12 protein-coding genes are annotated in these 12,617 nt (G+C 66.3%); 8 read left to right on the top strand and 4 right to left on the bottom strand.

Annotated elements, in window-relative coordinates; all coding sequences use genetic code 11:
* Positions 1-173: 173 nt before the first annotated feature.
* Complete coding sequence (locus tag NIBR502772_RS08135; protein ID WP_141139807.1) at positions 174-401, bottom strand: hypothetical protein; 228 nt, start codon at positions 399-401, stop codon at positions 174-176.
* A gap of 243 nt (positions 402-644) precedes the next feature.
* Here NIBR502772_RS08135 and NIBR502772_RS08130 point away from each other — a divergent pair, with 243 nt between their 5' ends.
* On the top strand, positions 645-1,613 hold the full coding sequence (locus NIBR502772_RS08130) for a serine protease (RefSeq protein WP_168223507.1): 969 nt from the start codon (positions 645-647) through the stop codon (positions 1,611-1,613).
* Positions 1,614-1,986: 373 nt separating this feature from the next.
* Here the strand turns inward: NIBR502772_RS08130 and purH are convergent, their stop codons facing one another.
* Positions 1,987-3,681: a bifunctional phosphoribosylaminoimidazolecarboxamide formyltransferase/IMP cyclohydrolase gene (gene purH, locus NIBR502772_RS08120; protein ID WP_141139805.1), complete on the bottom strand. Its 1,695-nt coding sequence runs from the start codon at positions 3,679-3,681 to the stop codon at positions 1,987-1,989.
* A gap of 142 nt (positions 3,682-3,823) precedes the next feature.
* Here purH and NIBR502772_RS08115 point away from each other — a divergent pair, with 142 nt between their 5' ends.
* Positions 3,824-5,176, top strand: coding sequence for an MFS transporter (locus NIBR502772_RS08115; protein ID WP_141139804.1), 1,353 nt, complete (start codon positions 3,824-3,826; stop codon positions 5,174-5,176).
* A 103-nt stretch (positions 5,177-5,279) separates the two neighbouring features.
* On the opposite strand, the gene purN is transcribed toward NIBR502772_RS08115, so the two are convergent.
* Positions 5,280-5,843, bottom strand: a complete 564-nt coding sequence (purN, locus tag NIBR502772_RS08110; protein ID WP_141139803.1) for a phosphoribosylglycinamide formyltransferase — start codon at positions 5,841-5,843, stop codon at positions 5,280-5,282.
* Positions 5,844-5,882: 39 nt separating this feature from the next.
* Between purN and NIBR502772_RS08105 the strand changes: the two genes are divergently transcribed.
* Positions 5,883-6,311 (top strand): hypothetical protein, encoded by a 429-nt coding sequence (locus NIBR502772_RS08105; protein WP_141139802.1) that lies wholly within the window; start codon positions 5,883-5,885, stop codon positions 6,309-6,311.
* A gap of 27 nt (positions 6,312-6,338) precedes the next feature.
* Here NIBR502772_RS08105 and NIBR502772_RS08100 read toward each other — a convergent pair whose 3' ends face one another.
* Positions 6,339-7,655 (bottom strand): DUF6350 family protein, encoded by a 1,317-nt coding sequence (locus NIBR502772_RS08100; RefSeq protein ID WP_141139801.1) that lies wholly within the window; start codon positions 7,653-7,655, stop codon positions 6,339-6,341.
* Between the two features lie 257 nt (positions 7,656-7,912).
* Between NIBR502772_RS08100 and NIBR502772_RS08095 the strand changes: the two genes are divergently transcribed.
* The 5 genes from NIBR502772_RS08095 to NIBR502772_RS08075 all read left to right on the top strand — a co-directional run bounded on the left by NIBR502772_RS08095 (position 7,913) and on the right by NIBR502772_RS08075 (position 12,617).
* On the top strand, positions 7,913-8,371 hold the full coding sequence (locus tag NIBR502772_RS08095; RefSeq protein ID WP_141139800.1) for a DUF4383 domain-containing protein: 459 nt from the start codon (positions 7,913-7,915) through the stop codon (positions 8,369-8,371).
* A 268-nt stretch (positions 8,372-8,639) separates the two neighbouring features.
* Positions 8,640-9,497, top strand: a complete 858-nt coding sequence (locus NIBR502772_RS08090) for a hypothetical protein (RefSeq protein ID WP_141139799.1) — start codon at positions 8,640-8,642, stop codon at positions 9,495-9,497.
* Between the two features lie 386 nt (positions 9,498-9,883).
* A complete protein-coding gene (locus NIBR502772_RS08085) occupies positions 9,884-10,738 on the top strand; it encodes an HNH endonuclease (RefSeq protein WP_141139798.1) in 855 nt (284 codons plus the stop codon).
* A gap of 204 nt (positions 10,739-10,942) precedes the next feature.
* Positions 10,943-12,376, top strand: coding sequence for a flotillin family protein (locus tag NIBR502772_RS08080; RefSeq protein ID WP_141139797.1), 1,434 nt, complete (start codon positions 10,943-10,945; stop codon positions 12,374-12,376).
* Positions 12,369-12,617 carry a hypothetical protein gene (locus NIBR502772_RS08075; protein WP_141139796.1) on the top strand — a complete coding sequence of 83 codons (249 nt, stop codon included), beginning with the start codon at positions 12,369-12,371 and terminating at the stop codon, positions 12,615-12,617. Before NIBR502772_RS08080 ends, NIBR502772_RS08075 begins: the two co-directional genes overlap by 8 nt.

Genomic DNA, 12,617 nt, shown 5'->3' with positions numbered 1-12,617 from the left:
ACCCCCTAACTTACCTGAGGACACGGCTTTGAACCGTACTGGGGCGGCCAGACGGCCCTGCATTACAGCGGATTGGGGCATGGGAAAACGCCCGACGGCGGTGCGCACGCGCCGGGCGGCCAGTCGCCGTCGCGCTTTACCGCCGGGAGCCACCGTCGCCGGTGCGGATCGAGTCAGCGCCTCTTGTGGGGTATGTCACTGGGCCAGAGCTGTACGTATTTGGGGTCCTGGCGGCGCAGCTCCTCCGTCGCCGTGAACGAATGGATGGGATCAACGTCCCGCAATTGCAGGCCTGCTGCGTAGGCTTCAATTTCCGGCGAAGCACCCTGGGCGCTCCCTTCGGCTGCAAAGTGCCGGCCATGCACGGCGGACTTCTTGGCGGACTTCCAGAAAGCAATCACGATGGGGCCCCAATTCGCATAGAGTCCGGAGCCCAGGTCGGACGTGCCACTGTATAGGAGAAAAATACCCTTCGGCAACGGTTTTGACCAGAGCGGCGCACCAGCGCGCGATCATGAACGCCTGCCCGGGACCATACCCGAGGCGTCACTACTATTTACAAATTTGTCATACGTCGATAGGTTCGAGGGGTCACGCGGCGGGCCGTCCCGGGCCCCCTCACACCCGTTTTAGACAGGACAATAATGACGCGAACCAGCTCCCTGGCTGCCAGCTTCCTGAGCCTTTCGGCAGCTGCCATAATCGCGCTGGTTGGTGCCGGGGGCGCCCACGCTGCCCCATCGGCGTCGGACGATAAGGCAGTACCTTCGGTAGCCCGCGCAACGGCGGACAGCACCGGTGCGGCAGACTACTGGACATCAGACCGCATGCGCGCAGCGATTCCCGGCGACGTCCTGGCCAGCAAGGCGCTGGAACGCGGTAAATCATCCAGCGCGGCCGACGTGCTGCAGGGACCCAAAACCACGGTGACGGGCACAAAAGGCAAGCCCTCGCTCGCACAGCCTGCGGACCCGGTAGCCCACATCGGTAAGGTGTTCTTCACCCTCGGCGGCCAAAATTACGTCTGCTCCGGAAACGTCGTGTCGGCGTCGAACAAGAGCACCGTTGCCACGGCCGGACACTGCCTCAACGAGGGTCCCGGCAAGTTCGCCACCAACTTCGTTTTTGTCCCTAAGTACAAGGACGGGGTGGCCCCCTACGGCGCGTGGAGCGCCAGCGAGTACTTCACGCCCACCCAGTGGAGTGTGGGTGGAGACATCAGCTACGACACCGGCTTTGCCGCGATGGACCCGAGGCAAGACGGCGCACTGCTGGAGGATGTCGTCGGCGGCTCAGGCGTGGCATTCAATGAAGCCCGCGGCCTGAAGTACACCGCCTACGGCTACCCCGCCGCCAAGCCCTTCAACGGCGAGCGGCTTTGGATCTGCACCGGCACCGCCACCAATGACACGACCAACCCGCAGTTCGGCACGCAAGGAATCCCCTGCGACATGACCGGCGGCTCGTCAGGCGGCCCCTGGTTCATCGGCAGCGGCTCCGACGGCTTCCAGAACTCCATCAACAGCTACGGGTACACTCCGAAACCCGTGATGTACGGCCCGTACTGGGGCGCGGCCATCCAGGAGGCCTACTTCAGTGCCGCAGCAGCCTAGGAAAACCTCGCCTGACGAGGCATCCGGGAACGGATCCGTCAGCCACAGCAAATCGGGCCAGCCCCGCGAGGAGATCCTCGAGTACTGGACCAAACAGCGCATGGCCGCTGCAAAGCCCCGGGAGCTTCGGCTGCCGGAAGGGGGTCCGCGCCTCATGCAGCGGGGCGCGGACCCGGCACCACGTCCTTCCTAGCTGCCCGTTAAGGCCCGACGGCGCCTGTCCCCTCAGTGGGGACAGGCGCCGTCGACGTTTAACCCTGGGCCCACGCCGGCAGGGTTCCCTGACCGTGGAACCGCTCCAGCGAGGGCCCCGACCCGAGCTTGCGAGGGAGGGAGCTGGTGGGGCCTTGCGAGGTTAGGGAGCCGGCGGGGATTAGTGGAAGAAGTGGCGGGCGCCCGTGAAGTACATGGTGATGCCGGCTGCGTTGGCCGCGGCGACGACTTCCTCATCCCGGACGGAACCGCCCGGCTGGACCACGGCGCGTACACCGGCATCGATCAGGATCTGCAGGCCGTCAGCGAAGGGAAAGAACGCGTCGGAGGCTGCAACGGCGCCGCGGGCACGCTCGGGTGCAACGGTCGCCTCTGCTGTCGACGGACCAGCCGCACCGCCAGCACCTTCGACGTCGGACTCCACCGAAACGCCCAGCGTGTTGGCCCGCTCGACGGCCAGGCGGCAGGAGTCCAGGCGGTTGACCTGGCCCATGCCGATGCCCACAGCTGCACCATGATCGGCGATCAGGATGGCGTTGGACTTGGCGGCGCGGCAGGCGGTCCAGGCGAAGGCCAGGTCCGCGAGGGTCTTTTCGTCAGCGGCTTCGCCGGCGGCGAGAGTCCAGTTGGCGGGGTTGTCGCCGTCGGCGTCCACCTTGTCGCTCATCTGTACCAGGACACCGCCGGAGACCTGGCGCATTTCGGCCGGGTAGCGGCCGTAGCCCTCGGGCAGTGCGAGCAGGCGGATGTTCTTCTTCTTGGCGAGGATCTCCACGGCTGCCGGCTCGAAGTCCGGGGCGATGACAACCTCGGTGAAGATGCCGGCAACGGTCTGTGCCATGGCTGCGGTGACCGTCCGGTTGGCAGCGATGACGCCGCCGAAGGCGGAAACGGGGTCGCAGGCGTGGGCCTTGGCGTGGGCGTCGGCGATCGGGTCTGCAGCATCAGCGGAACCAACGGCGACACCGCACGGGTTGGCGTGCTTGATGATGGCGACGGCGGGCTCGGCGAAGTCGAACGCGGCGCGGAGGGCGGCGTCGGCGTCGACGAAGTTGTTGTAGCTCATGGCCTTGCCGTGCAGCTGGTCCGCCTGCGCGATGCCGGCCGGGGCGGCCTTGTCCACGTAGAGCGCGGCCTGCTGGTGCGGGTTTTCGCCGTAGCGGAGAACCTCGGAGCGCTCCAGCGACAGGCCGGCGTAGGCAGGCCAGTCGATGACGCCGTCGCCGTCTTCATCCAGGAACTGGCTGGCAGTCCAGGTGGCCACGGCGTTGTCGTAGGACGCGGTGTGGGCGAACGCCTTGGCGGCCAGCCGGCGTCGGGTCTTCAGGTCAAAACCGCCCTCAGCGGCGGCGGTGACCACGGAACCGTAGAACGTGGGGTCAACAACAATGGCGACGGCGGCGTGGTTTTTCGCTGCCGAACGGACCATGGCGGGGCCGCCGATGTCGATCTGTTCAACGACATCGTCCTGCGCGGCGCCGGACTTCACGGTCTCAACGAACGGGTAGAGGTTCACCACCACCAGGTCGAAGGTTTCAATTTCCATGCCTGCGAGGGTTTCCATGTGCGCGGGAACGCGGCGGTCCGCCAGGATGCCGCCGTGGACGCGCGGGTGCAGCGTCTTGACGCGGCCGTCCAGCATTTCCGGAGACCCGGTGACTTCTTCGACTTCCTGGACCGGGATACCGGCCGCGGCGATCTTCTTGGCCGTGGAACCGGTGGAGACGATCTTCACGCCGGCTGCGTGCAGGCCCTTGGCGAGATCCTCCAGACCGGTCTTGTCGTAGACCGAGATCAGCGCCCGGCGGATGGGAACACGGTCGATGGATACACGGTCAGGCTGCGTGACGCTCACAAAAAGTCTCCGTCTGATCTCGCGGAACAGTGCCGCGGTTGGTGGGGATGGGCCCAGTTTATCGTGTTGTGCGGTTTGCCCCGCTTGCCGGCCTCAGTGTGAACGTCAGTGGGCACGGTTAGAGTTTTCACAGGAGGCTGCGATGAATACTTACACCACTGTGCCCAGCGGCGAACAGGTGGTCCAGGAACTGCCCTGGCGTTGGAAAGTCCAGGGCAGGATCTTCGTGATCGGCGGCCTTGGCTTCATGTTCGATGCGTGGGACGTGACGCTTAACGGCATCCTCATCCCGCTGCTCTCGACGCACTGGGCCCTGGCTCCCGGCGAGGTGGCCTGGGTGGGTACGTCCAACCTGATCGGCATGGCCCTGGGCGCGTTTGTGTGGGGCACCATCGCGGACACGATCGGGCGCAAGAAGGCGTTTACGGCCACGCTGCTGATTTTCTCGCTCTTCACGGTCCTGGGCGCCTTCTCCCCCGACTTGATCTGGTTCTGCGTGTTCCGCTTTATGGCCGGCTTTGGTCTGGGCGGCTGCATTCCGGTGGACTACGCGCTGGTGGGTGAGTTCACACCACGCAAGCAGCGCGGGAAGGTCCTCACCGCGATGGACGGCTGGTGGCCGGTGGGCGCGGCCCTTGCCGGTTTTGTGTCCGCCGGCCTCGTGGCGGTGTTCGGCGACTGGCGGCTGACAATGCTGGTGATGGTGCTGCCTGCGCTCCTGGTGTTCTGGGTCCGGCGCAGCGTCCCGGAGTCGCCGCTGTTCCTCATCCGCAAGGGCCGCCGCGACGAAGCTGCCAAGGTCATCGACGACCTCGTGGCGGCAACGGGCGCCGAACCCCGCGCCTACAGCCTGCCCGACGCGCAGGAAGTTCCGCGGCTCTCCGCCGGCAGCGCATGGCACCAGCTGCGGCTGGTGTGGCAGTTCAACTGGAAGATCACGGCCACGGCCTGGGCCCTGTTTTTCAGCATCCTGCTGGTCTACTACCTGTCCCTGACATGGATGCCGCGGATCCTGATCGGCGCGGGCTTCGCCGAGTACAAGGCGTTTGTGACCACGGCGTCCATGGCCGCGGTTGGGCTCCTGGGTGTTGTTGTGGCAGCGCTGCTGGTGGAGCGTGTGGGCCGCAAATGGATCCTGGCCATCACCGGCCCGCTGTCCGCACTGACCCTGGTGATCGTGGCGATTGTGGTGGACATCCCCACCGCAGCCGTGTTCTGGCTCCTGGTATTCGGCTTTGTGGTGCAGATAGCGATTCCGGTGCTCTACGCGTACGTGTCTGAGCTGTACCCCACCGAGCTCCGCGGCACGGGTTTCGGCTGGGCGTCAACATTTTCGCGGCTGGGGGCTGGTTTTGGGCCGCTGATATTTGCGAACTACTTCTGGCCCGAACTCGGCCTGGCCACGTCCTTCGCCCTGGCCGGCGGGCTGGTGCTGGTGGCCGTCCTGTGGATGGCGTTCTTCTCCCCCGAAACCAAGCAGCGCCGCCTCGAGTAGCCCCCGGCGTCACCCGAATGCTCTCCGACGCCCGCAATGCTCTATCACTTGCGGTCGTTCTCAGCCCTCAGAGCGACTGTAGGTGATAGAGCATTCGAGAAAATCAGGCGGCGGCGAGGGCTGCCAGGGTGTTGACCAGGAGGCGGCGCTCCACCACCTTGATGCGTTCGTGCAGGGATTCCTCGGTGTCGCCCGGTTCAATCGTGACGGCTTCCTGGGCGATGATGGGCCCGGTGTCCACCCCGGCGTCGGCCCAGTGCACCGTGCAGCCGGTGACCTTCACGCCGTAGGCCATGGCATCGCGCACGCCGTGGGCGCCGGGGAAGGCGGGCAGCAGGGCGGGGTGGGTGTTGAGGTACTTGCCGTTGAAGGCAGCGATGAAATCGGCGCTGACGATGCGCATAAAGCCTGAGGAGACCACCACGTCCGGGGCGTAGGACGCCACGCGGGCGGTCAGTGCGGCATCCCATTCGTCGCGGGTGGGGAAGGAGTTGAAGTTGACCACAAACGTCTCCAGCCCGGCTTCCGAGGAGCGTTCGACGCCGTAGGTCCCCTCCCGGTCGGCACCCACCGCCGCGATTTCCACGTCCAGCTCCCCTGCCTTGACGGCGTCGATGACTGACTGGAGATTGGACCCGGTGCCGGAAACGAGGACTACGATGCGCATGGGTCTAGCTTATGGGCACGCTCGCGTAGGCTGGAAAACATGAACAACACCCCGGAACCGGCTGGCCAGCAACGGACCAAACAGCCGCTCAGCGACGCCGCCAAGGACTCGCTCACCAAAACCCGCAACCTGTTCCGGATCTTCATTGTCACCGTGCTGGGCGCTTTCTTCGTCTACCAGCTCGACGTCAACTACCTCTGGCTCACCGGCATCCTGACCGCGGCGAGCTTTGTGCTGGGCATCCTTCTGCTGGTCCGGTCGGCTCGGCTCAAGGAGTCCAAGCTGGTCCTGTTCGGCACCATCTCGGGGCTAGTGGTATCGCTGATCATGCTGCTGGTCATCCTGGCCACGGCGCTGTTTTTCCGCCAGGTCCAGGACTTCCAGGCTTGCTCACGCGAGGCTCTTACCGACCAGGCGCTCTCCAATTGCCGGGTCCAGCTGGAAAGCTCGCTGCCGGGTCTCCGGTAGCAGCCACGCCAGCAACAGCCACGAAAGTCAGCGGGCCAGTTCCGCTTCCTCATCCACGTGCTGCTGGCGTTCCAGCCACGGTCCGGCTGCGTAACCGATCACGACGCCGATGCCCACCTCCGCGGCAATCCAGAGTCCCATCCACAAGGGGTCGGGTCCGATGGCCGTGAGGCGGCCCAGCCCGGCGGAGCCGCGGGCCAGCCAGGCCAGGCCCGCGGCCAGCAGACCGGACACAGCGCCCACCAGCGCGCCGAGGGCAAGCGTGGACACCGTGGCCGTGAACCAGCGCGCGTCAAACTTGATGGAGAGCCACTCGTCGAAGTGGTTTTCCCCTTCGCGCAGGAACCACCAGCCGGCCAGGATCCCCGCCAGAACGGGCAGCACCAGTGCCATAAACCCGTAGTCCAGCGGACCCGACGGGATGGCGGCGAAGACCGGGATGGACGGCAGCGGCCCGGTTGCTGTGCCCAGCGGCCCCACCTGCGAGCCCACGCCCAGGGCGAAGCCCGAGCCCGAGACCCAGGCCAGCGCAAAAACCACAAGGTTGGGCAGATACCCAAGCTGCGCGATGGTGAGGGCGGCACCCCCTACCGCGCCGGCGTCGAGCGCTTCGTAGACAGCAATCACCAGGTTCCAGTGGATAAAAAGGTCCACGGCCAAGAGCACACCGGCAAGCGCAAACGCCGCCAGAAGGGCAACACAGCCCGCCTTCGCCGCGGAACCCAAATAGGAGCCGGCCCAGCGGGAATGCTGGCTGGTGCGCGAGATCCAGTCGACTGCGTCGACGCCGATCAGCCGGCTCCATGAGCCTGCCTCGCGGCGGGCGCCGATCACCATGCCGAGGGCGAACGGGATGAGCGGGATGAGCATTGCCATCCAGATGTTAATGACGACGTCGGCCGTGCGGCACACAAAGCCGGTGGCAGCGCCGAACGCCGAGTAGACCACCCAGGACCCGAGCAGCGCCTGCCACAGCTGGTCCGTATAGGAGGCCCGGGCCAGGCGCCGCCCCGCACGCCAGGCGAGCAAAAACGGGATCAGGGTCAGGCCGAGGGGCACCAGGGTCAGCAGGCCGGAACCTGGGCTGCCGGCCGCACCAGCCTCGCCGGACACCACGGCGAGCTGCAGCGGCACCCCGTGAATCAGCAGCCAGCCCTGCCCGGCGAGGCGGGCCAGGGAATCAAAGGCGGTGTTCTGGAAGCCCGCGGTGGCCCACACGGCCACAATGGGAACCACCGCCAGGAGCGCGGAGATGATGGCAGCCTGCGCCGTTTCGAGGCCTCCCTGCAGCCACAAGGGCATGGGAAGGCCTCGGTCTCCGGTCTGATCAGCGCGCAGTTTCATCGTGTCCCATGGTGTCACGGCCGGGGCTCCGGACCGGGTTTCGACAGGCTCATTCTCCCCTGCGAGACGCGCCTCACCAGAGTTCGTAGTCCGCCGCGCTGATTGTGAACCCGCGACGGGTGCGGAGGTGGGCGACCGCCGCCGGTGATGGGGCCGTCGTCGGGCGTTCAGACTGTCGGGGCGCCTAATTCGGCGCTTTTTCCACGCGTCCGCCGTAAAATTGGAATGTCCGCAATCAGTGGTTGGAGGCAGAAAAAATGACTACCGCATCCCCACATGCACACGTTCATTTTGGGCGCGCAGACGTCCAGAATGCGGGCATGGGAGTAGGTATCCTGTTGTTGGTGGTGGGTGCCCTGGGCTTTATCCCCGGCGTCACCACCCAGTACAGCGAATTGATGTTCCTGGGACCTGATTCCCATGCAATGTTCCTTGGGCTGTTCCAGGTGTCCATGCTGCTCAATATTGTGCAGCTGGCCATCGGCGCAACGGGCTGGGCGATGTCCCGGACCGAACATGGCGCACGGAACTTCCTCATCGGAGCAGGCGCGCTGTACATCATCCTCAGCATTTTCGGGCTCAGTGTCGGCGTTGACTCGGCGGCCAACTTCCTGTCGTTCAACATGGCTGACAACTGGACCCACCTGGTGCTGGGCGTAGCAATGGTAGCTGCTGGCTGGCTGTTCTCCAGGAACATGTCCGGCGAGAGGAAATAGCCCGGAAATGACAAGCCGGGATACAGGAGCCGCGAATGAGAAATGATACATAAGTTCTGAATTTTCGTCCTACTCGCCGGTGCAGTTGCCGCGTTCCGCGAACAGCTGCACCGGCTTCTTTGTGCGCGACGGCGGCGAAAACTAATGCTGGACGGCGGCCGGGGCCGAGCGTACTCTAGTGCCCATCGACAGTGCCCATCGACGAGGGGGGAATCGGATGGGGGCGATACTGCGGGCTCGTTGCCGCTCCGCGTCCCGGCCTGTCTTGTTGGCCCTCCTGGCCGCGTTGGCGTGGCTCGTCTGGGGAGCCGGAACAGCCACCGCGTCCAGCCCCTTCCCCGATGCCGGAGACCTCCTGCAGCCCGCTTCCGCGGCACTTGCGAAACCGCTTCCTGTTCCGGTCCCTCCCGCCGTGGTGAGCTCAAGCGGAACTGCACTGGCAACCGCAACGTCCCTGGCGGATTCGGCCGCGGCCGCCGCAAACGCGTTGGCTGCCCCCGCGCTGCCAGCGGTTACCAGCACTGTTGATACCGTCACTGGCTTGGTGCCCGGGCTTCCCGATCTGCCGCTGGTACAGGCGCCCCTCCCGCTTCCCCTCCCCGATGTCCTGCCGCTGCCTGAGCAGTTGCCGCCGCTCCTGCCCGTGCCCGATCTGCTGCCCGTTCCCGGCATCGCCCCGCTGCCTGGCCTGCCGCCGCGTACGACGCCGGCACCCGGCCCCCTGCCAACGGCGGCTCCCAGCCTCCCGGCGTCGAGCGCGGTTGAGAAGGGCAGCATTGCGAGCGTTAGCCCGGCACCGGCCGGCCCTGTTGGCCTGGCGGCCACCAACACCCCGAGGTTCGGCTTCGGCCCGGCCCAGGACCGCTCAGGCTTGGCCCTGCCGGAGGCATCGGCAAGCCCTTCCGGCCCCGAAAACGGGCCGCAGAACCCTGATCCGCGGACTCCCGCTGCCCTGGCAAATGGCGCCGGGACGGCCAGTTCCGGGTCAGCCGGAGGCTCCGAGGGTGCGACTGACCTTGGCGGGTCCTGGCCGTCCCTCCCCACAGCCGACAGTGGAACACATCTGTCCGACGCCGTGACGCTGCCGGCCGGTCCTTCCTTCGACCCCGGTTCCTCACCCGACTGAACAGGTCATCTCTGCCCTTTTCGCGGCAGACAATGACCACCCGCGCACCACCGGCGCGCGGACACCACGTTCAGTCAGGAGAAACTGTCATGTCCATCAACACTGCTGTGATCAACCGCTCCCACGTCATCTCGACAGTGGGCAACTGGCCCGACCCGATGCGCAACCTCGGCTAGCTCCAAGTGCGGGTGGGCGGCCGAGACGGCCGCCCACCCCGCCCAAGAACCTCGCTCCTGGAGCAGGGCCGGTCCGCGCTGGACTTCTTCACCTGGGGCAAAACCGTTCGCACCGGTGTGTAGCGCGCCGTCACCGGCCTGATCGCGGATACTGGGACCACGTCCGTGGCCGAACCCGCCCGTTGATCATCCCACTGGGACAATGGCCCCATGAGCGACATCATCCTGGGCTGGGACCCGGCCGGCTGGAACCGCTGGAACTACGCGGCTGTTACTGAACAGGTCGCCGTGACAGGGCTGCACCTGGAGCCTTGGAGCGTGGGCCGGAGCGTCGCCCCCGGCACCGGTGTGTGGCTGCTCCTGCTGGGAGCGCACGGCCCCGGACTGATCGGCCATGGCGTCGTCCTGTCGGGGCAGCCCGGGCACCCGGATCAGGCGGCCTTGTCGGGCCAGCCTGGGTTCACCGTGCAGGTGGCGTTCGATGCGCTCCTGCCGCTGGGCGACCACGTGCCTGCGGCGGTCCTCGACGCAGCGGTGCCTGGCGTCGTGTGGGACAGCGCCGAAACCGAGGGCATGGCGCTGGAGTCCGGCGACGAAGCCGCGGTCCGGACGCTCTGGGCCACTCACGGGCCGGCGCAAGGACCAGACCCCACCCAACCTGTGCCCGGCACGTACCCCGAGACCGCCGTCGTGCGCGTCACCGCCAACCGCTACGAGCGTGACCCCGAGGCCCGGCGGGCGTGTATCGCGCACCGCGGCAACAGCTGCGCGGCCTGCGGGTTCTCCTTCGAACTGGCGTACGGCGAGCTCGGCAAGGACTTCATCGACGTCCACCATGTGGTGCCGGCGGCCCAACTCGGCGGCGGCTACCAGCTGGATCCGCTCACGGACCTGGTTCCGCTCTGCGCCAACTGCCATGCCATGGCCCACCACGGAGTGACCACGCCGCGCACGCAAGCCGAGCTGCGGCAAATCATGGCCACCGCCGGATACCTCCGCGGAGCCACCGTTGCCCCTGAGGAGATCGAGGCCCAGCGCGTTGCCCGCGAGATCCTCGGCAAATAGGAACCTGGCCGGTCGAGATCCAGCCTGTTGAAACCCTTACGCAACAGCCCGCGCTCTGGACTCTTGGGCGGGCGCCAACCAGACTGTCTACAACAGCTGGCCAGCAGGCTGGAATTGGAGACACGCAATACCGGCAAGGCCTGAGCAGCTGCCATTATTGGGGCTTTCCTGGGAGGCCTGTTCCGCACGCGAAAGGACCTCGTCATGCCGGATCTGTCAGCATTCTTCCCGCTTCTTGCTGCGATTATCGGGGCAATACTGGTGGTCGGGTTTGTTTGGGGTGCCATCAAACTGATGTGGAAAGTGGCGGAGCCCAATGAGGCACTGATCATCTCCGGCCTGACACGCGGAACCCTGGAAACCCGGGCCGGCATGGACTTCAAGATTGTCACCGGAAAGGGCGCCCTGGTATTTCCGGGCCTGCAGACCGTCCGCACCCTTTCCCTGACGCTGAATGAAACGGAGCTAAAGGTTTCCTGCGTGACCTCGCAGGGCATCCAGGTGATTGTGGAAGGCGTGGTAATTTACAAAATCGGTGACGCCCCGCCGTTTATCGCAAATGCGGCCAGGCGTTTCCTGGGACAGCAGCCCAAAATGGAAAGCCAGGTCTACAACGTCTTTGAGGGCCACCTGCGGTCCATCATCGGAAGCATGACCGTGGAAGAGATCATCCGCGAAAGGGACAAGCTGGGGTCCCAGGTCCGCAGCGCCAGCGGAGTGGAAATGGAGAAGCTGGGGCTGGTGGTGGATTCGCTGCAGATCAAGGACCTGCAGGACCCCACGGGGTACATCCAGAACATCGCCAAGCCCCACATTGCCCAGGTCAAAATGGAGGCCCGGATCGCGGAGGCCACGCGGAACCGCGAGGCGGCCGAGAAGGAGGCCGAGGCGGCTGCAATGATCGCGGACGCGCAGAGCGTTTCGGCCATCCGGCAGTCGGTGGCGCAGGCGAACGCCGAGCGGGCCAAAGCCGAGGCCGCCCAGGCGGGACCGCTGGCGGATGCGACCGCGCGGCAGCACGTCGTCGTCCAGGAAACGGAAGTGGCCAAGCTTGAGGCGGACCGGGAGGAGCAGAAGCTCCAGACCACGGTCCGGAAGCCCGCCGACGCCAAGGCCTATGCCAAGCGCACAGACGCGGAGGGCCAGAAGGCGGCGGACATCAGCGCCGCCGAGGCGCTGGCCCGCCGCACGGAGCTTGAGGCCCAGGCCAACGCCCGCCGGACGGAACTGCAGGCCCAGGCGAACGCCACTGCCGCGGCGGCCGCGGCCGGAGCCACGAAGGTCACCGGCGAGGCCGAAGCCGCTGCCACCAGGGCCCGCGGTGACGCCGCGGCCTCCGCCATCAAGGCCAAGGCGCTGGCCGAGGCAGACGGCATCAAGGCCCGGGCCGAAGCACTCGGGACCAACCAGGACGCCGTCATTTCGCAGCAGCTGGCCGAAAACATGCCGGCCATCATCGCCGCGGCGGCCGAGCCTTTCTCCCACGTGGGCCAGATGACCGTGCTGAACGGCGGCGAGGGCGTGAACAAGATGCTGGGCGGCATCCTGGCCCAGGTGGGCGACTACCTCCCTGCCTTGTCCTCGGCACTGAAGAACAGCCGGGAAGGCAAGCGCCCCGCGAAAGGCCCCGATGCATAGAAACGTTGACCGCAGCCTGACCGGCAAGATCGGCCGCGTGACCGGGCGCATTGGCCCCGGAACCCTCGGCGAGGTGATGCTGCCCTACCTGGGCGGCACCAACGCGTTCCATGCCCACCCCTTCGACAAGACAAGCGTCTTCGCGGTCGGCGACGAGGTGCTGGTCATCTATTTTGAGCCGCCGCAAACGGTCTATGTGGACGAACTCCCGGACGTGCTGCGGCACGGCCACGACGGCTGA

This window comes from Pseudarthrobacter sp. NIBRBAC000502772, assembly GCF_006517235.1.
Lineage (GTDB): Bacteria > Actinomycetota > Actinomycetes > Actinomycetales > Micrococcaceae > Arthrobacter.
This window is presented reverse-complemented; position numbering and strand designations above follow the sequence as displayed.

What these genes read in the sequence shown, in the direction of transcription:
- NIBR502772_RS08100 (WP_141139801.1), bottom strand. Translation starts at nt 7,655, where the DNA reads ATGAAACTGCGCGCTGATCAGACCGGAGACCGAGGCCTTCCCATGCCC.
- NIBR502772_RS08130 (WP_168223507.1), top strand. Translation starts at nt 645, where the DNA reads ATGACGCGAACCAGCTCCCTGGCTGCCAGCTTCCTGAGCCTTTCGGCA.
- NIBR502772_RS08085 (WP_141139798.1), top strand. Translation starts at nt 9,884, where the DNA reads ATGAGCGACATCATCCTGGGCTGGGACCCGGCCGGCTGGAACCGCTGG.
- NIBR502772_RS08075 (WP_141139796.1), top strand. Translation starts at nt 12,369, where the DNA reads ATGCATAGAAACGTTGACCGCAGCCTGACCGGCAAGATCGGCCGCGTG.
- NIBR502772_RS08080 (WP_141139797.1), top strand. Translation starts at nt 10,943, where the DNA reads ATGCCGGATCTGTCAGCATTCTTCCCGCTTCTTGCTGCGATTATCGGG.
- NIBR502772_RS08095 (WP_141139800.1), top strand. Translation starts at nt 7,913, where the DNA reads ATGACTACCGCATCCCCACATGCACACGTTCATTTTGGGCGCGCAGAC.
- NIBR502772_RS08105 (WP_141139802.1), top strand. Translation starts at nt 5,883, where the DNA reads ATGAACAACACCCCGGAACCGGCTGGCCAGCAACGGACCAAACAGCCG.
- NIBR502772_RS08115 (WP_141139804.1), top strand. Translation starts at nt 3,824, where the DNA reads ATGAATACTTACACCACTGTGCCCAGCGGCGAACAGGTGGTCCAGGAA.
- purN (WP_141139803.1), bottom strand. Translation starts at nt 5,843, where the DNA reads ATGCGCATCGTAGTCCTCGTTTCCGGCACCGGGTCCAATCTCCAGTCA.